Annotated in this window: 15 protein-coding genes; 8 read left to right on the forward strand and 7 right to left on the reverse strand. The window is 67.7% G+C overall.

Going from position 1 to position 17,904, the window contains the following annotated elements:
* Positions 1-36: 36 nt before the first annotated feature.
* The 6 genes from NK1_RS02610 to NK1_RS02635 all read left to right on the forward strand — a co-directional run bounded on the left by NK1_RS02610 (position 37) and on the right by NK1_RS02635 (position 8,293).
* Positions 37-1,461 carry an ABC transporter substrate-binding protein gene (locus NK1_RS02610; RefSeq protein ID WP_063006947.1) on the forward strand — a complete coding sequence of 475 codons (1,425 nt, stop codon included), beginning with the start codon at positions 37-39 and terminating at the stop codon, positions 1,459-1,461.
* Positions 1,458-2,336 (forward strand): ABC transporter permease, encoded by an 879-nt coding sequence (locus NK1_RS02615; protein ID WP_157104040.1) that lies wholly within the window; start codon positions 1,458-1,460, stop codon positions 2,334-2,336. The genes NK1_RS02610 and NK1_RS02615 overlap by 4 nt, the downstream gene beginning before the upstream one ends.
* Complete coding sequence (locus NK1_RS02620; RefSeq protein WP_063006948.1) at positions 2,333-3,088, forward strand: ABC transporter ATP-binding protein; 756 nt, start codon at positions 2,333-2,335, stop codon at positions 3,086-3,088. Before NK1_RS02615 ends, NK1_RS02620 begins: the two co-directional genes overlap by 4 nt.
* A 101-nt stretch (positions 3,089-3,189) precedes the next feature.
* The gene (locus tag NK1_RS02625) at positions 3,190-5,892 is read left to right on the forward strand and encodes a fumarate reductase/succinate dehydrogenase flavoprotein subunit (RefSeq protein WP_063007057.1); all 2,703 of its coding nucleotides are present in this window, start codon (positions 3,190-3,192) and stop codon (positions 5,890-5,892) included.
* 86 nt (positions 5,893-5,978) lie between these two features.
* The gene (locus NK1_RS02630) at positions 5,979-7,202 is read left to right on the forward strand and encodes an arylsulfotransferase family protein (RefSeq protein WP_063006949.1); all 1,224 of its coding nucleotides are present in this window, start codon (positions 5,979-5,981) and stop codon (positions 7,200-7,202) included.
* A gap of 233 nt (positions 7,203-7,435) precedes the next feature.
* Complete coding sequence (locus NK1_RS02635; protein WP_063006950.1) at positions 7,436-8,293, forward strand: SDR family oxidoreductase; 858 nt, start codon at positions 7,436-7,438, stop codon at positions 8,291-8,293.
* On the opposite strand, the gene lppU is transcribed toward NK1_RS02635, so the two are convergent.
* Positions 8,287-9,000 carry an LppU family putative lipoprotein gene (gene lppU / locus NK1_RS02640; RefSeq protein WP_157104041.1) on the reverse strand — a complete coding sequence of 238 codons (714 nt, stop codon included), beginning with the start codon at positions 8,998-9,000 and terminating at the stop codon, positions 8,287-8,289. The two genes, NK1_RS02635 and lppU, sit on opposite strands and share 7 nt — an antisense overlap.
* Before the next feature lie 266 nt (positions 9,001-9,266).
* On the opposite strand from lppU, the gene NK1_RS02645 reads away from it, so the two are divergent.
* Positions 9,267-9,887: a DUF8020 domain-containing protein gene (locus NK1_RS02645; RefSeq protein ID WP_063006952.1), complete on the forward strand. Its 621-nt coding sequence runs from the start codon at positions 9,267-9,269 to the stop codon at positions 9,885-9,887.
* Between the two features lie 109 nt (positions 9,888-9,996).
* The gene (locus NK1_RS02650; protein WP_157104042.1) at positions 9,997-10,668 is read left to right on the forward strand and encodes a hypothetical protein; all 672 of its coding nucleotides are present in this window, start codon (positions 9,997-9,999) and stop codon (positions 10,666-10,668) included.
* Here the strand turns inward: NK1_RS02650 and NK1_RS02655 are convergent.
* From NK1_RS02655 to NK1_RS02680, 6 genes are all read right to left on the reverse strand, one after another.
* The gene (locus tag NK1_RS02655; protein ID WP_063006954.1) at positions 10,651-11,175 is read right to left on the reverse strand and encodes a flavin reductase family protein; all 525 of its coding nucleotides are present in this window, start codon (positions 11,173-11,175) and stop codon (positions 10,651-10,653) included. The genes NK1_RS02650 and NK1_RS02655 overlap by 18 nt on opposite strands.
* A gap of 36 nt (positions 11,176-11,211) precedes the next feature.
* Positions 11,212-12,468, reverse strand: coding sequence for an SfnB family sulfur acquisition oxidoreductase (locus NK1_RS02660; RefSeq protein ID WP_063006955.1), 1,257 nt, complete (start codon positions 12,466-12,468; stop codon positions 11,212-11,214).
* Positions 12,465-13,583, reverse strand: a complete 1,119-nt coding sequence (sfnG, locus tag NK1_RS02665; protein ID WP_063007058.1) for a dimethylsulfone monooxygenase SfnG — start codon at positions 13,581-13,583, stop codon at positions 12,465-12,467. Before sfnG ends, NK1_RS02660 begins: the two co-directional genes overlap by 4 nt.
* 199 nt (positions 13,584-13,782) lie before the next feature.
* Positions 13,783-15,162 (reverse strand): styrene monooxygenase/indole monooxygenase family protein, encoded by a 1,380-nt coding sequence (locus NK1_RS02670; protein ID WP_063006956.1) that lies wholly within the window; start codon positions 15,160-15,162, stop codon positions 13,783-13,785.
* Positions 15,163-15,240: 78 nt separating this feature from the next.
* Positions 15,241-16,671 carry an LLM class flavin-dependent oxidoreductase gene (locus NK1_RS02675; protein WP_063007059.1) on the reverse strand — a complete coding sequence of 477 codons (1,431 nt, stop codon included), beginning with the start codon at positions 16,669-16,671 and terminating at the stop codon, positions 15,241-15,243.
* Complete coding sequence (locus NK1_RS02680) at positions 16,668-17,888, reverse strand: acyl-CoA dehydrogenase family protein (RefSeq protein WP_063006957.1); 1,221 nt, start codon at positions 17,886-17,888, stop codon at positions 16,668-16,670. Before NK1_RS02680 ends, NK1_RS02675 begins: the two co-directional genes overlap by 4 nt.
* Positions 17,889-17,904: the final 16 nt, after the last annotated feature.

Below are 17,904 nucleotides of genomic sequence, written 5' to 3' on the forward strand. Positions count from 1 at the left end.
CAGTGGCCGGCCTCGGCCCGATTTCGAGGAAATACCATGAAGTACCGTCGTGCCCGCATACTGGCCGCTGCCCTGATCGCCACCCTGGCCGCCGGATGCTCGCTCGAGCAGACCGGATCCGGGGACACCGTCCGGGTGGTCGTCGGCTACCAGTCCAAAACCATCAATACCGTCACCGCCGGAACTCTGCTGCGCGCCAAGGGTTTCCTGGAGAAGCGCCTGAACGACCTGACCGCGAAGGGCGGGCCGAAATATCAGGTCGAATGGCAGGACTACGACACCGGGGCGCCGATCACCGCACAGATGGTCGCGGAGAAGATCGATATCGGTTCGATGGGCGATTATCCGTTGCTGATCAACGGTTCCCGGACCTCGGCCAGTGAGCGTTCGGCCACCGAACTGGTCTCGATCACCGGTTACCAGCCGCGCGGATCCCTGAACATGGTTGTCACCGCGCCGAATTCGACGGCGACGACACTGTCGGATCTTGCCGGCAAGAAGGTGTCCGCGAGCGTCGGCTCCGCCGGTGACGGCACGCTGCGCCAGGCGCTGAGCCGCGCGAACATCGATCCGGCCCACGGTGTGGACGTGCTGAATCAGCAACCGCAGATCGGCGCCTCCGCACTGGAATCCGGTCAGGTGCAGGCACTTTCGCAATTCGTGGCATGGCCCGGCCTGCTCGTTTTCCAGGACAAGGCGAAGCTGCTCTACGATGGTGCCGAATTGAACGTGCCGACGTTCCACGGAGTGGTGGCACGTCGTGATTATTCGAAATCCCATCCCGAGGTGCTCGATGCATTCCTGCAGGCGCAACTTGACGCCACCGATTTCCTGCACGCGAAACCGCTCGAAGCCGCGCAGCTGGTCGCTGACAACTCCGGACTGCCGGCGGAGGTCGTCTACCTCTACAACGGACCCGGGGGAACCTCATTCGACACTCCCCTGAAGCCGCAGCTCGTCCAGGCGTTCAAGGGTGACGTTCCGTATCTGAAGTCGATCGGTGACTTCGCCGATTTCGACATCGACAAGTTCGTCGACGATGCTCCGCTGCGCAAGGTCTTCGCCGAGCGCGGCGCGAACTACGATGCGGCCGTGGCGAACTTCGCCAATCCGGCTCCGATCACCGGCACCGACCCGAGTACCGGCAAACCGGTCTCCGATCCGGCCCTCGCGGGCGAGATCTGGTTCGACGGCCAGTCCACCGCCCAGCCGGCGGGAAGCCCGACCGATCTGCTGCGTGCGGTGAAAGCCGCTCGGGCCCAAGGGAAGAAGATCCGCGCGGCGTACGTGCCGGATGCGGAACTCGGCACCCGCTGGTTCGCGGACAAGGCGCAGTGGGTGCGCGAGGGCGATACGTATCTGCCGTTCATCACTCCCAGTGCGGTGCAGCGGTATCAGGCCCGCCATCCCGGTGCCGTCGCGGTGAGTTACGACCAGGCCATCGGTGAGGTGCGGTCATGAGCGCCACCACCCTGCCCGTCGACGCGCCGGTGCCGGCCACCGCCGCTCCCGCCGCCGTCGCAGAACGCGGCGCCGGCGCGGGTATGCCCCCGGCGCGGCTGTGGACGTCGCGGCTGGTGCGGGTGGCCTCGATCGTCGTCGCGCTCGTCGCCTGGCAGTTGTTGACCGCCAACCACATTCGGCTGTGGGTGCGCTTCGATACGCTGCCGACGGTTACCCAGATCGTGCACACCCTGCGGCTGCAGTTGCAGACCGACACCTATTGGCTGGACCTCGGGCAGTCGTTGATCCGCATTCTCAGCGGGTTCGGCCTGGCCGCGGTGATCGGCGTCGCGACCGGCGTGGCGCTGGGACGTTCCCGCTGGTTCGCCGATGTCTTCGGACCGCTGACCGAGCTGGCCCGGCCGATTCCGGCGATTGCGATCGTGCCGGTGGCGATTTTGCTGTTCCCCACCGACGAGGCCGGCATCGTCTTCATCACCTTCCTCGCCGCCTATTTCCCGATCATGGTGAGCACGCGGCACGCGGTGCGGGCCCTGCCGACCATCTGGGAGGAATCGGTGCGCACGCTGGGCGGCAGCCGCTGGGACGTCCTGGTGCGGGTGGTGCTGCCCGGTAGCCTGCCGGGCGTGTTCAGCGGCCTGTCGGTCGGGATCGGCGTGGCCTGGATCTGTGTGGTCTCGGCCGAGATGATCTCCGGGCGGCTCGGCGTCGGCTATCGCACCTGGCAGGCGTACACGATCGTCGACTATCCCGGTGTGTTCGTCGGCATCATCACCATCGGCGTGCTCGGTTTCGCCACCTCGGCGGCCATCGAACTGTTGGGACGGCGCGCCACTCGCTGGCTGCCGCGGGCGCAGGAGGTATCGAAATGACCGGCACCGCAATGAGTCTGCGGCTCGACAAGGTCGAACTGCGCTACGGTGGCGCTCCCGTGCTGGACGAGCTGACACTCGATATCCGCGCGGGCGAGATCCTGGTGCTGACCGGGCCGTCGGGATGTGGGAAGTCCACGGTGCTGCGCGCACTGGCCGGACTGCTGCCGCCCCGCTCCGGGCGGGCGCTCGCGGACGGTGACGAGATCACCGGCCCCTCGCGCGATCGGGCGATGGTATTCCAGGACAACGCGCTGTTGCCCTGGCGCACAGTACGTTCCAATATCGACCTGGCGTTGAAGTTGCGCGGCGTACCGCGGGCCGGTCGCGCGGCGCAGGCCGAGCGCTGGATCGAGGAGGTCGGGCTCACCGGCTTCGGCGACTACCTGCCCAAGAGCCTGTCGGGCGGTATGCGCCAGCGTGTCCAACTCGCCCGCGGTCTGGCGGGCGCGCCGCGAGCGGTGCTGATGGACGAACCGTTCGGCGCCCTGGACACGCCCACTCGGATCACCATGCAGCGCTTGCTGATCCAGACCTGGCAGACACATCCGACCACGGTCGTGTTCGTCACCCACGATGTGGACGAGGCATTGACCCTCGGCGACCGGGTCGCGGTCCTCGGCGGTACCGACCGGGCACTGCGATCGCTGCTGACGGTGCCGAGTCCGCGCGTCAAAGAAGTCGACCGCAGTGCCGAGCGCGCCGAAATCCTTGCCGCCCTCGATCATTCGTCGCAGCCGGCCGCCGCCTGAGCCCACCGCCCGAACGCGGCACCCCTCGGCGACCCGGCCACGGCGGCGCCCGGCACCGGCGCGTATGTCGCCCCGACTATTCATCTCTGTGGAGTGTGCTGATGAAGATTCCCGAGCTGTCCGACACCGTGCGGCTGGACTGCGATGTGCTGGTGATCGGCGGCGGAACCGCCGGCACCATGGCCGCGCTCACCGCCGCGGAGAACGGCGCGAACGTTCTGCTGCTGGAGAAGGCGCATGTGCGTCACTCCGGTGCGCTGGCCATGGGCATGGACGGTGTGAACAACGCCGTCATCCCGGGTAAGGCGGAGCCGGAGGACTACGTCGCCGAAATCACCCGCGCGAACGACGGAATCGTCAACCAGCGCACGGTGTATCAGACCGCGACCCGCGGCTTCGCCATGGTGCAGCGGCTGGAACGCTACGGTGTGAAATTCGAGAAGGACGCCTACGGCGAGTACGCGGTGCGCCGCGTGCACCGCTCGGGCTCCTACGTGCTGCCGATGCCGGAGGGCAAGGACGTCAAGAAGGCGCTCTACCGCGTCCTGCGGCAACGCAAGATGCGGGAACGGATCCGGATCGAGAACCGTCTCATGCCGGTGCGGGTCCTCACCGACAACGGACGCGCGGTCGGTGCGGCCGCGCTGAACACCCGGACCGGGGAGTTCGTGGCGGTCGGCGCGAAGGCGGTGATCCTGGCGACGGGCCCGTGCGGGCGCCTGGGTCTGCCGGCGTCGGGATATCTGTACGGCACGTACGAGAATCCGACCAATGCCGGTGACGGGTACGCGATGGCCTATCACGCCGGTGCGGAACTGTCCGGCATCGAATGCTTCCAGATCAATCCGCTGATCAAGGACTACAACGGACCGGCCTGCGCGTATGTCGCGAACCCGTTCGGCGGATATCAGGTGAACGCCGCCGGTGAGCGGTTCGTCGACTCGGACTACTGGTCCGGGCAGATGATGGCCGAGGTGAAGCGGGAGATCGAGTCCGCGCGGGGGCCCATCTATCTGAAGGTCTCGCATCTGCCCGAAGAGACGCTCGACGCGCTCGAGGGCATCCTGCACACCACCGAGCGGCCGACCCGGGGCACCTTCCACGCCAACCGCGGCCACGACTACCGTACCCACGACATCGAGATGCACATCTCCGAAATCGGTTTGTGCAGTGGGCATTCCGCGTCGGGCGTGTGGGTGGACGAACATGCGCGCACCACGGTGCCGGGACTGTACGCGGCGGGCGATCTGGCGTGCGTGCCGCACAATTACATGATCGGGGCGTTCGTCTACGGGGACCTGGCGGGCGAGCACGCTTCTTCGACGCTCACGGAAGTCGCCGCGCCGCAATCGCTTCCCGCCGATCAGCTGGCCGCAGCGCACGAACTGATCTATCGTCCGCTGCGCCATCCCGACGGCCCGCCGCAGCAGCAGGTCGAATACAAGTTGCGTCGTTTCGTCAACGACTACGTGGCTCCGCCGAAGACGCAGACCAAACTGTCGCTGGCGGTGGAGACCTTCGAGCGGATGCGGCAGGAGATCGCCGAGATGGGCGCGGACACCCCGCACCAACTCATGCGCTGCGCCGAGGTCGATTTCATCCGCGACTGCGCCGAGATGGCGGCGCGCTCCTCACTCACTCGCACCGAATCGCGCTGGGGTCTCTACCACGACCGCGCCGACCTGCCCGAACGCAACGACGAGGACTGGCGCTACCACCTGAACCTGCGCAAGGGCGCCGACGGCGAGATGGAATTCCTGAAGCGTCCGGTCGCGCCCTATTTCGTCCCGGTGCCGGAATGGGAGGATCTGCCGCGCGCCGACCTCGAGCCGGTCGCGGTGGCGCAGCCGGAACTGATCGCCGGCCCGCCCCGGACGGCAGGCGCGGCCACCGGTGCCGCACCTCGGCCCGGCATCACGGTCCCGGCCCCATCGGACGACTCCGCCGCACCCCGGATCGCGATTCTGCTCAGCCTGGACGGCCCGACGGTGGCCGAACTCCGGGACTACCTCCACGACACCGACCCGCGGGTGCGAGCCACGGCCCTGTCGGTGCTGACCGAGGGCACTCCCGACGGATTCGCCGACACCCTGATCACCGCACTCGGGGACGACGACGCCGCAGTGCGCGCGGCCGCCGTCTCCGGCCTGCGTGAGCTGATCGAAATCCTCCCGCCCGTAGAACAATTGACCGCACACGCCGAATCACCCGATCCGCTCGTGCGAGCCGCGGTGGTGGACCTGCTGCGCGCACAGCGCCGCGGCTCGGCGGATCTGTTCGGCAAGGCCGTGGTGGACAGCGATCACCGCGTGCGCATCGAAGGGGTGCGCGCGCTGGTCTCCCTCGACGACTGGTCCGCACTCACCGCGGCGGCATTCGACGAGAACCGTGAGGTCCGGGTGGCTGTCGCTCGGGGACTCGCCGAGGTCGGCGCCGGCGGTGCCGACACCGTCCGCGCCCTGGTCGGTGACCGTGATCCGCTCGTCCGCGCCGCAGCCCTGGCCGCGCTGGCCCGACTCGGCGATTCCTCGGATGCGACGATTCTGGCTGCGGCGCTGAAGGATTCGGCCTGGCAGGTCCGCGAGGGCGGCGCCCGCGGCTGGGCCGGCCTGGACCCCGAATCCGCGGCCGCCGCCCTGGAATCGGCCCTGACCGACCCCCACCCGGACGTCCGCAAGGCCTCCGTCCTGACACTGTCCCACTGGCCCGACCACGCGGCCGTCCGAGCCGCCCTCCAGGTCGTCCTCGCCGACACCGACGCCGACGTCCGCGCCTACGCCCGACGCACTCTCGAGGCGGCCTGAGGGAGTACGGGGCCGCCTTCATCACCTCCACAGAAATCGGGTCTACGCTCTGCGCAACTGTCGGTCGATTCAGCAAAGGAACACTGATGACCCGGATCGCGAGGAATCTTCGGCGCGCCGCCGCGACGTTGGTCGCGACTTCGGTCGGAGTCGGCGCGGCGTCGACGGCGTTCACCGCGAGCGCGGCGCCGCTGCCGACTTTCCCGATCGGCGCGCCCGAATACACCGTGGATGTGAATACCCCGGCCGCCGCGCCCGGCTACGTCTACTACAGCAACGGTGTCAGTGCGGCGGCCCTGGTTCCGGGGGCCGGTAAGGCGTTGTCGGCCGTTCCGGCGACCGCGCCGGCGAATATCGTCGTGGACAAGGCCGGGCACGAGGTCTGGCGCTACACCCCGCCCGCCGGGCAGGACGTCTCCAATTTCCGCACCCAGACCTATCAGGGCAAGCGGGTGCTGACGTGGTGGCAGGGCGGGACCGTCGGCGGGCACGGTTCGGGCGCCGACTACATCGCCGACGAACACGGCAACGTCATCGAAACCCTCGACGCCGGAGGGACTCCCAGCGATGTGCACGAATTCCGCCTGACTCCCGACGGCCGGGCGCTGATCACGTCGTACCAGGAGGTGGCCGCCGACCTGTCCGCGATCGGCGGTCCGAAGAACGGCACGATGTACGACACCGTCGCCACGGTGGTCGATGTGGCATCCAAGCGAGTGTTGTTGCGCTGGAGCGCCGCCGAGCACGTCCCGCTCACCGACACCACCACACCCGGCAAACTTCCCGGCAGCGATACCTACGACCCCTATCACATGAATTCGATCGCGCTGGACCCCGACGGCAACCTGGTGATCTCGATGCGCGACACCTCCACCGTCTACGACGTGGACATCCACACCGGTGCGATCAACTGGCAACTCGGCGGATTGCATTCGACCTTCGACCTCGGCCCCGGCGTCGCATTCGCCTTCCAGCACGATGCGGAATTCGCCGACCCCAGCACCCTGCGCCTGTTCAACAACAACTCCAGCGGCTTCCAAACGCTGGGTGTGTCGAGTGTGCAGTGGATCCACCTGGACCTCGACAACCACCGAGCCACGTTGGTACGCAATCAAACCCACCCCGACGGCCTGACCGCCTTCGCCATGGGCGACGCCCAGCCCCTGCCCAACGGCAACACCCTGGTGGGCTGGGGTATGGCACCGCACATCTCGGAATTCGGCCCGACGGGCGACATGGTCTACGACGCCCGATTGCCCCTGGGCACCTATCGCGCCTTCCCGGCAGATTGGGCGCCGACACCGAACTGAGAGCCGGCCGGTTGCCATGAGGCGGACCGAAAGCGGACCCGCAACCTCGTTCGGGTGCGGGGGCCGCTCTGCGCGGTAGCGACTCAGCCGTTGGTCTCCGTGGTGATTGTCGTGGTGCCCCCTTGCATACCGACTTGCGAACGAGGTGGTCGAGACACCCCCTAGGGTGCCTAGTGCGGCGAGGAAAAACCTCTATTGTGAACAACAGTGTTCGTAAATAAGGGGAGACCACGATGAAAGATCTGACCGGCAGGAAGTGCCTGATCACCGGGGCGGCCAGCGGGATCGGCCGGGCGACGGCGGCCGCTGCCGCGGCGGCGGGGATGCGGCTGGTGCTGACCGATATCGATGCCGACGGACTGGCCGAGACGGCCGCCCGGATCCGTACGGGTGGGGGTGAGGTGCTCGACGTGCAGGTGCTCGATGTCTCCGACTACGAGGCGGTGACGACGTGGGCGAAGCGCGTGCACGACGAATACGGCAGCCTCGACGTGGTCATGAATATCGCGGGCATCGCCACCTGGGGCACGGTCGAGAACCTCGAGCACCGGCATTGGAGGTCGATGGTCGATGTGAATCTGATGGGCCCGATCCACATCATCGAGAACTTCGTGCCGCCGATGGTGGCGGCGGGGCGCGGGGGGCACCTGGTCAACGTCTCCTCGGCCGCCGGACTGCTCGCACTGCCGTGGCACGCCGCCTACAGCGCCGCGAAATTCGGGCTGCGCGGAGTGTCGGAGGTGCTGCGATTCGACTTGGAGCGCCACGACATCGGCGTGAGCCTGGTGGTGCCGGGGGCGGTGCGCACGCCGCTGGTGGGCACCGTGCAGATCGTCGGTGTGGACCGCGACGATCCGCGGGTGCGGCGGATGGTGAAACTGTTCGAGGGGCATGCGGTCACGCCGGAAAAGGTGGCCGACCGGATCATCGCCGGTGTCCGGCACAATCGCTTCCTGGTGCACACCTCGCCCGATATCCGCATCGGGTACTGGTTCGCCCGCAAGTTCGCGTGGCCGTACGAGGTGGTGGCGCGAATCGCCAACCGCGAGTTCGCGAAACTGCTGCCGGCGCCGGCGCGCGGCACTCAGTAGTGCGTCACGCAGACCACGAAACGCCTTTCGTTGTAGACGAATCCGCGGTCACCGTCGGAGCAGCTGTTGACGTCGGTGGTGCCGTTCTTGATCTCCACCACGCGCACCCGGCCGGGGGCGGCGGTGGCGCAGTCGACGGGAGTGGGGCTGCCGTCGGCGATATTCATACAACTGCCGGTGACCCAGTTGAAGTCGAGGCAGAGCGTGTCGGTGGCGCCACCCGGTAGCGTCTCGGCCACCGCGCGGTCCGCGTCCGCCGGGCAGTGCGCGCCCGCGACGGCCTTGGCGGTGATCTTGTAGCGCGAATCGGTACTCGCACAGGCGGTTTTCTGGACGGGAGCGCCGGCGTCGGGCGCGGCGACGACCGCCGCCACACAATCGCCGACGGCCACCGTCTCACCCTGATGCTTCTGATCGGCGCCCTTGTTCAGGACCAGCGGCTCGTCCGGTGCCGAGGAGGTGACGCTGGTACCGGTCGGCTGGACCGGCGCCTCGGCGGCCACGGGCGCGAGGGTGGTGGTCGGTGATACCGCTGCCGCGGCACGGGTTTCGTCCGAATGATGCCCGGCGGTGAACGACAGCGCGGCGGCGATCAGACATGCCGCCGACAGCGCAGCGGCAATCACGAAACCCGTCAGGGTGACACCGGCTTGAACACGTCGGCGCGACACGTACTCGTCCTCCAGAGCGGTAACACTTCGAACCACCCCGAACGATGATCGAAGAACACTTGCGGATTTGCAGACCTCGCAAATGCTTACACGATCCGCGCGTTCACGTCGAGGCAACGGCGCGAGCTCGAGGTCGGAAAATAGAAATCTTTCTTTTTCACTAATTCCCGACGATCACAATCGTGCAACATTGCCGCCGTGAGGGTTTCGCAATTCCCGAGTCTGGCAAAAAGCGCTCGACGCGTTATTGTCAGCTTCCGTCCGGGCCGTTCGGCCGGAAGTCTCGTGAGAAGGAATCCTGAATGAAGTTCGGCACGTTCGCCGCAACCTCGATCCTGGCGGTGGCCACGGTCGGGATCACCGCGGGAACCGTGAACGCCAGTCCCCCGGCCGCACCACCGGCCGCCGCCAAGGAGATCACCACCTCCGGAACCGACCGCGGAGTCACCTACCACGCTGTGCTCAGCGACTTTTCGCGAGTCCTGACCACTGTCGTCGAGCACGGGCGATTCGAGGTCGACAAGGATGCGACCGCCATCGCCCTCAAGTCCGACAACGGCACCGACCTCGTCACGGTGCCGCTGACGTACCGGATGGCCGGCAGCACGGTTCATGTCGCGCAACACATCAGCGACGACGGGCACAAGGTCGTGCTCGAGCCCAAGGCCACCGCCACCGAAATCGGCGAGATGCAGCCGATCAATTCGATGGCGCGGCTCACCAACGAAATCAATCAGAACGTCGTCGGCCTGGTGGCCGGTGGCGTGCTCGGCGGTCTGATCGGCGCCGTACTCGGGATGGGCTTCTTCAGCATCATCACCGGGCCGATCGGCATGGTGGTCGGCGCCATCGCGGGTGGATACGCGATGGGCGGCCAGCCGTTCCTGGACGCCGTCAACGCGGTCGTCAGCGGCCAGCCCTGATCCGGGCCGGTGTCGCGGGGCGGACCGCGCCGCGCCGCGACACCGGTTTCGGCGAATTCTCAGGCGTTTTTGCTTGCACCCCCGCCGAATTCGTGGCTCAATCCGAAGGATGGCCGGGGAACCGTATAGATGGGTCGCCACAGGCGAGACCGATATGGTCGAACTGCGCGATCCGGTGTCCGGGCGCGCGGTCGAGATCGCGCGGCCCTCGGACGACGACCTGCCCGCTCCGCTACTACGCGAGGTCGAGTCTCTGGTCTTCGACTGGGCCAATCTGCTCACCCAGTACGAGGCGTGGTCGGATCTGCACACGCTGTACCGCAGCGAGCCCGATACCGTTCTCTGGGCCCTGAGCTGGCTGCTGGCGCTCTGGGCGGTCGTCGGTGAGACCCGGACCGGCAAACCGGCCGACGCGATCATCCGCGACCTGGACTACCGCGGGGGCTGGCGGGATCTGCGCAACGCGGAGGACGAGCGGATCTGGACCGGATTGACGCAACGGGTACGACTGGGCGGCATCGCCGCACTCACCGAGGATCCCCGTGCGGTGAGGGCCTATCACGACGCGTGCGTCGAACCTGCCGATATCGGCCCGATTCTGCTGCGGCACACCCTGATTCATCTGGACGCGCTGAGCCAGGACATGGACCGGGCGGGAATGCGAGCGCGCGGGCTCGCCTCTTCGGTGCTCGATCACACCGCTCCCGATCCCGGACCGCGGCGGCGGCTCTGTTTCCGGCCCTCGCGGCCGGGATCGGACGGGTTACGCGACCTCGGCTGAGGCCGGATCGGCGCCGGGATGCAGGCGACGGAACCGGCTGCCGTGGAAGACCAGCGGTTCGTGCTGGGAGCGCGTCGCCAGGCGAGTGATCTGGACCAGGACGACCTGATGGTCGCCGGCCGACACCTGAGTGTGCACGGTGCCCTCCAACCAGGCCGCCGCGCCACCGACGAAGATCGAACCGCCCTCTCCGCGATGCAGGTCGACATCGCCGAAGCGGTCACCGTGGCGGCTGCTCATCCGCTGCGCCGCCTCGTCCTGGTGGGCGCTGAGCAGGCTCAGACCCAAGCGCTGGGCGCCGACCAGCTTGGGCCAGGTGGTCGAGCTGTTCTGCACGCAGAAGGACACCAGCGGCGGATCCAGGGATACGGGCACGAAGGTACTCACCACCAAACCGGCCGGCACGTCGTCGAATTCCGCGCAGACCGCGACCACACCGCTCGGAAAATGCGCGAAAGCGCGACGCAAACCCGTACTGTCGGCGGGTATTTCGATCAGATCAGACATGGTTACCCACTTCTCGGCTTCCTCGCGGTCGTCGAATCAGACGACGCCGTGCAACGGGGGTGGGGTGCCGTTGAGCACCGCTCGCCCGATGTGCTGGTACTTCCACCGCACCGGATCGTGCAGCGTATGGGTGCGGGCGTTACGCCAGAACCGGTCCAGATCGAGATCGGCTGCGGCACTGCGGGTTCCGCTCACCTCGAACAGTGCGGCGGACACCTCGTTGGCGGCCCGGTCCGAGGTGATCTTGGCGGTGGCGACCGCGATCGACGCCTCCGCCGCGAGCGCGGCGGCCGTCTCGGCGTCGAGGTCGCCGCTGTTCGTCTGCGCGACAACGCGATCCACCGTCCGGCCCGCCACCTCGAAAGTCGCCTCGGCGGCGGCCACGGTAACCGCCAGCTCACCGATGCGCTGGATCACCAGCGGATCCTCACTCGCCCGATCGACCCCGGCCTCGAACCACGGTCGGCTCTCGGTGCGCACGAAGTCCGTGGCCGCGTCCAGGGCGCCGCGGGCGATGCCCACATCGATCGCGACGTGCAGCAACTGCGCGAAGGCGCCGTAACCGGTGGGGGCGCGCACCGCCGCCGCCCGCGGAATCAGCTGGTCAGCGGACACTCGCACCGCATCGAATGTCACGGTCCCGCTGCCCGTCGTGCGCTGGCCGATGCCGTTCCAGTCGTCGACGATCGTCACGCCGGCGGTGTCGGCGGGCAGGAAGGCGATGTACTCGCCGGGATCGAGACCACTGCGCCCGTCCGGATCGTCCAGACGGGTCAGCACCGCCAGCAGATCCGCGAAAAGTGAACCCGTACAATAGAATTTGGTGCCGTCGATCCGGAATTCGCCATCAACGAATTCGCCATCAACGGGACGCACGGTGGTGCCGATGTCGGCGATGGTCGCGCTGGTGCGCTCCGACTGCGCGTTCGCGATGCGCGCACCGGCGAGCACTCGCCCGAAATAGCGTTCCCGCTGGGCGCGAGTTCCCGCCAGCCGCAACAGATTCAGATAGACGAAATGACTGTGCGGAATCTGCGCGATATTCGGATCCGCCGCCGCCAGCAGCCGGAACACCTCCGCCACCTGTGCGGGCGCCAGGTCTGCACCACCGAATTCGGCCGGCACGGTGACGGCCAGCAGCCCACTGGCCGACAGCTGATCCAGTTCCCGGTGCGGCAATTCGCGGGCGCTGTCACGCCGGGCCGCGTCGACCGCGAACTGCGCGGCCAGGCGTGCCGCCGTCTCGTGAGCCTGGGCGGCGGAGGTGATCCGCGCGGCGGCGACGGCAGTCATCGACTCGCCGCCAATTCGGGTTCGCGCTGGGCCTCCAACTCCCGGACCAGCGGCAGCACCTTGGCGCCGAAGTATTCGATCTCCTCCTGGAAGTGCAGGAAGCCGCCGAGGATGAGGTCGACGCCGAGATCGCGATAGGCGACGATCCGCTCGGCGATCTGCTCGGGCGTGCCGATCAGCTGCGTGCGGAAGCCGTCGTTGTACTGCACCAGATCCTCGTAGGTGGAATCGGCCCACATACCCTTGCCGTCCCGCGTGGACGCGCCCGCCTGCTGCACCGCGTCGCGGAAACCCTCCACGGCGGGCCGGTTGGCCTTCTCGATGATCTCGCGCAGGGTGTCGCGGGCCTCGGCCTCGGTATCGCGAGCGATGATGAATCCGTTCAGGCCGAACTTGACCTCCCGGTTGTGCTCGCGCGCGACCGCGCGCACATCCTCGATCTGTTCGGTGACGCCGTCGAAATCCTTACCGTTGGAGAAGTACCAGTCGGCGTAGCGGCCACCGTTGCGCCGCGCGGCCGTCGAGTTCCCGCCCTGGAAGAGTTCGGGATTCGGCCGCTCCGGGGTGTTGAGCGGCTTGGGCTTCAGCGTCAGGTCGCGAATCCGGTAGAAGTCCCCGGCGAAGTTCACCTCGTCCTCGGTCCACAACTTGCGCACGACCTCGAGGAATTCGGCACTGCGCCGGTACCGCTCATCGTGCTCGAGCCACGGCTCCCCGAGCGCGGTGAACTCCCCGCCGAACCAACCGGATACGACATTGATCGCGAAGCGCCCGCCGGACAGATGGTCGGCGGTGACCCCGAATTTCGCCAGCACCGCCGGATGCCACAGCCCCGGGTGCACGGCCGCGATGACCTTCAGCCGCTCGGTGGCGCCCAGCAGCGCGAGACTGAACGACGTCGACTCGTGCTGATATTCCGCACCGTAGGAGGCGGTGTAGCGCACCTGGGACAGCGCGTAGTCGAAGCCGTTGTTCTCGGCGGTACGCGCCAGCTTCTTGTTGTACTCGAAATCCCAGCTGGTGCGCTGGTCGATCGTGCTGGTCACCAGCCCGCCGCTGACGTTGGGCACCCAGTACGCGAACTGAGTCTGCGCGGCGATCTTCTCGGTGGTCATCGACACTCCTGTGATTGGGACATCCGCACCCGGTCGCGCCGACGGCCGGGCTGTTCGTTACGCACTCCGTGGCCGGTGCGCCGAGTGCGGCAACCGTGCACCCGGCGCACCTCCACTTCAACACCGCTGACCGGCGGGGACGAGGGTTTGAATCCTCAGGATCGGATCAGCGGCACTCATCCGAGCCGGGGGAACGCCGTTATGCCGACGCGACCGCCGAGCCGTATCCGGAACGTTCGAATCGGCCCGCGGGCTGGAACCGGGCCACCAACTCGTCGGCGCCCTCACCCGTGATCTGCTCGAGCAGCGCGTCGGCGTCGGCGAGGGAGTTGATCTGCAGCAGCGGCTGCGGCTTGTGCAGCGTGCTCACCAGTACCGAGGCGACGCGCGGGTCGACGGCCGCGGCGGCGAAGAACCGGTTGCCGATCTCGGCCAATTCCGGATCGCCGAGGAACAGGCGGGTCACCTTGGCGGCGGCGTCGGAGCGGGCCAGCAGGAACGCGTTGTACTGCTCCTCGATCCACTCGGCGTCGAAGGGCCCCTCGTGCGCGGAGGCGGCCGCGACGAGCCGCTGCGCCTGAATGAGGCCGCTCTGCGCGCCCTGTCCGGCGATCGGGTCGTAGGCGACCGCGGTGTCACCGAGCGCCGCCACGGCGTGCCCGCCCGCCGTGCGGCCGACACCGTGACGAACCACCGGCCGAACCGCACCCTTGAGCCAGGAGTGCGGATCCTCGGCGATCACCTTGGTAGCCAGCACTTCCGGCAGATCCCAGTCGATGTAGTCCCGGTAGAGCTCGGTCACGATGCGATGCGCCGACTCGGCGGAATCGGCGGCGGCGAACCGGCTCTCCCATTCGCTGCCCGGGCGCGCCCAGCCGAGGAAGGCCCAGCTCGGCCCGGCGTCCTTGTGCAGATACGGACCCCACCACGCCTCACCCTGCTCGGCGAAGATGGAGAATCCGCTGTGCTGCCCGCCGGAGGTACTGCGGTGCGCGAAAACGTCCGGCTCGTACCCCAATCCGGTCACCGTGACGGTGAGCAGGCTGCGCTGCGGCGCGTCGTAGACGGTGCGGTCGGTGTCGATCGGGAACAGCTCCGCCAAACCGGCCTTACCGGTAGCGACCAGCACCAGATCGTGCGCCGCGGCGATGCCGTCCAGGCTCTCCGGGGACACCTTCTCGACCACGAAGCGGCCACCGGCCTCGACGAATGCGGTCAGTCGCTCGTCGACCTTGAGCCGGGTGTCGACCGCGACACCGACGAAACCGTCGAAATCGCCGTCGAATCCGATCAATTCGGGCCGTTCCGGCCCCGGACCCGCGATCCGCACACTGAGTCCGGTGTGCTGCGGGGCCCGATTCACATAGGTGTCGAGTCCGAGGGCGGTTTCGGCGGCCTGAGCCTCACCGAAGATGAGCGCGGTTCCGGTGGCGGGGATGTCGTCACGAAGACCGCGTTGATCGCGATCACTGTAGATCGTGACGTCGAACCCGGCCTGCTGCAGTCCGAGAGCGGCGGTGACACCGGCGATGCCGGCGCCGACGATGGCGGCGGTGCGTTTCGAATTCTGGTTCGTCATAACGAAATAGTGCGCTTGCCAGCGGCTTTCGTTGACAGTTGCGATCACCGGGAATCGATGTCGCGCACCGCCGATCGGTCAGGTCGCGGTGACGCCCGCCTGCGGTCGCACCTGCTCGTCCGGCAGCGCCGTCGAACCCGGTCCGCCGAGCCGGTAGCGCGCGCCGCGATGGTCGTCCGGCAGCCGGTCGCCCGCGCCGAACAGCGCGTTGCGCAGGGTGCCCGGGACGTACTCACTCGGATAGGCGCCGCGCTCGGTCAGCACCGGAATCACGTGCCGCACAATATCTTCGAAGGTGCCCGGAGTGATCGCGTAGGCCAGGTTGTAGCCGTCGATATCGGTCTCGTCGACCCATTCCTGGAGCCGATCGGCCACCGACGTCCCCGATCCGACGAATACGGGTCCCATCCCGCCGATGCCGGCCCAGGCCGCGATATCCCGCACGGTCCATTCCCGGCCGTCGTCGTCGAATTCCTGGAACGCGGCGACGGCGGACAGGATCGCATTGCTGTTCACCTCGCCGATCGGGTCGTCGAGGTCGTAGCGCGACAGGTCGATACCCATCCAGCCGGACATGAACACCAGACCGCCCTCGACGCTGGCATACGAGCGGTATTCGTCGTATTTGCGTTGTGCCGCTTCGTCGGTGGCGTCGGTGATGATGGTGGCGAGCGCGTAGATGCGCGCCGCGTAGCGGTCGCGCCCGGCCGCCTCCAGTGCGTCGCGAATGCGGGTGACCGTCTGTCCCAGAACGCGTTTCGAGGGTGCGGCGACGAAGATCGCCTCCGCGTTCTCGGCGGCGAAGGCCACCCCACGCGGTGAGGCGCCGGCCTGATAGATCACCGGGGTGCGCTGCGGCGAGGGCTCGGACAGGTGAATACCCGGCACCGTGAAGTGCTTGCCGGCGTGGCCGATGTGATGCACCTTCGCCGGATCGACGTAGATGCCCTGCGCCCGGTCGCGCACGACCGCGTCGTCCTCCCAGGAACCTTCCCAGAGCTTGTACAGCACCTCGAGGTATTCGTCGGCGTGGTTGTAGCGCTCGTCGTGGTCGAGATGTTCGGACTCACCCATATTGGCGGCGGCCGAGGGCAGATATCCGGTCACCACATTCCAGCCCAAACGGCCGTTGGTCAGATGGTCCAGCGTCGAGAGCCGCCGGGCGAACGGGAAGGGATGCTCGAATCCGGTGCCGGTGGTGATGCCGAAGCCCAGGTGTTCGGTCACCGCCGCCATCGCCGAGACCAGCAGCAGCGGATCGGCGACCGGCACCTGCGCGCCCTGACGCAGCGCGGCGATGTCGTTGCCACCGTAGACGTCGTAGATGCCCAGTACGTCGGCGATGAAGATCCCGTCGAAGCGGCCGCGTTCCAGCAGCTTCGCCAATTCCGTCCAGTAGCTCAGCTCCTTGTAGCGATGCGACTGGTCCTCGGGGTGGCGCCACAGTCCCGGGGACTGGTGCGCCACACAGTTCATATCGAAGGCGTTGAAACGGATCCGCCGGGTCATGACCGCACCTGGCTCTCGCGGCTGCCCGCGCTCCACGCGTACGGGAGTTCGGTTCCGTTGAGCAGGTGATCGCCGATCGCCCGCGCCTTCTGCACGGCGGGATTGTGCACCGAGATGGTGCGTGCATTGCGCCAATGCCGGTCCAGTCGCAGATCTTCGGAGGTGATCGAGGCACCGCCGACCTCGAACAGCTGGGTGGTGGCGGTCAGCACGGTGTCGATCACACCGAGTTGCGCCTGAGCCGAGGCCAATTCGACCGCGTCCAGCGCCGCGTCGTCCTGGGCGCCCGCCGCCAGCACCTCGTCCAGCAGCTCGGCCACGGCCAGCACGCTCGCGCGCGCCCCGAAGGCCGCCGCCGACAGCTTCCCGATCACCTGCTGGACCAGCGGATCGTGGCGCGGCAGATCGGCCGCCGAATGGGTGTAGCTGCGCGTGCGGTCGGCAACCCACGCCCGCACATCGGATTCGGCCCGCTGGGCGATGCCGGCCAGCACCGCCAACTGCACCAGCTGCAGGTACGAGGTGGCGTAGGTGCGGCCGGGCGCGCCGTACCCCGGGCCGAGCACCCGCTCTTCGGTGATCCGCACATCGTTGAATTCCGTTGTGCCACTGGCGGTCAGCCGCTGTCCGAAGCCGTCCCAGTCGTCGCTCTGTCGCACCCCGTCGGCGTTCGCGTCGACCAGCACCGATACCCGCTCCCCGTCACGATCGGCCGCGGCGAGGATGTAGTCCGCGTACAGCGAGCCGGTGCTGTAGTACTTGGTGCCGTTGAGCAGCCAGTCGCCGCCGGAGCCGCGGGTCAGCCGGGTGCGGTAGCGGTCGACCGCTCCGATGCCCGGCTCGGTGATGGCATTGCCCACCAGGGCACCGGATCCGGCCGCGCGCAGCCAGTGTTCACGCGCGGGACCGGGCTCGGCCAGCAGCTGATCCTCGACGAAGGAGAAATGCACCCGAAGTGCTTGCGGCAGATTGGATTCCGCGGCGGCGAGGTCGATCAGCAGCCGGAACAGCTGGCGCACGCTGACGCCGAAGCCACCGTATTCGGCCGGCACCCGCAACGCGCCGAATCCGGCTCGGCGCAGCCAGTCGACCTCCTCGTAGGCCAGTCGACGATCGATCTCGCGCGCCACCGCCCCGGCGGCGATGCGGTCGAAAACGGGGCCGAAGATGTCGTCGAGGTCGCGATCGGAGATCTGCTGCGGTGCTGTGGAGGCCATACCCGACGATGACCCG

Origin of the sequence: Nocardia kruczakiae NBRC 101016 (genome assembly GCF_001612965.1) — a bacterium.
In the GTDB taxonomy this organism is placed as follows: domain Bacteria; phylum Actinomycetota; class Actinomycetes; order Mycobacteriales; family Mycobacteriaceae; genus Nocardia; species Nocardia kruczakiae.